Below are 787 nucleotides of genomic sequence, written 5' to 3' on the forward strand. Positions count from 1 at the left end.
GTTTTCTAATCTGATGAATTCGGTATGATACTACTAATCTTTAGAGCTTTTGACACTAAAGCGACGTTTACGAGCCTTAATTGAATGGTTTATCACCATTTTAGCTCAATAACGACGTCACACTGTTTGATCTTTGGTGAATGACCACTCGAAGCAGTTTTTGTGTCTAAGATATTTGCAGGAAAAGGAACCCTAAATGGAACAATCCATCCGTGACGAAATGCGTGTATTGCCGTCAATTGACCCGCATTTCGAAATTGAACGCCGTATTGCTTTTATTAAGCGTAAGCTACAAGAAGCAGGTTGTAAGTCACTTGTGCTTGGCATCAGTGGCGGTGTTGACTCAACCACGTTAGGTCGCCTTGCCCAACTTGCTGTAGACCAACTTAACGAAGAAACTGGCAGCAACGATTACCAGTTTATCGCAGTACGTCTGCCTTACGGTGAGCAAAAAGACGAAGATGAAGCGCAATTGGCGTTGTCATTCATTAAACCTACGCATTCTATCTCTGTGAACATCAAACAAGGTGTTGATGGTATGCATGCCGCTTCTAATATTGCACTAGAAGGCACAGGGCTAATGCCAGAAGACGCGGCAAAAGTAGACTTTGTAAAAGGTAACGTAAAAGCACGTGCTCGCATGATCGCTCAATACGAGATCGCTGGTTACGTCGGTGGCTTGGTGTTAGGTACTGACCACTCTGCAGAAAACATCACTGGTTTCTACACTAAATTTGGTGATGGCGCGTGTGACCTTGCCCCTCTTTTTGGTTTGAACAAACGTCAA

1 protein-coding gene is annotated in these 787 nt (G+C 43.7%); it reads left to right on the forward strand.

Going from position 1 to position 787, the window contains the following annotated elements:
- Positions 1 to 196: 196 nt before the first annotated feature.
- A partial coding sequence (nadE, locus tag R7P74_RS25920; RefSeq protein WP_318123525.1) for an ammonia-dependent NAD(+) synthetase occupies positions 197 to 787 on the forward strand: 591 nt, incomplete at its 3' end.

The organism is Vibrio sp. 2033 (assembly GCF_033339735.1).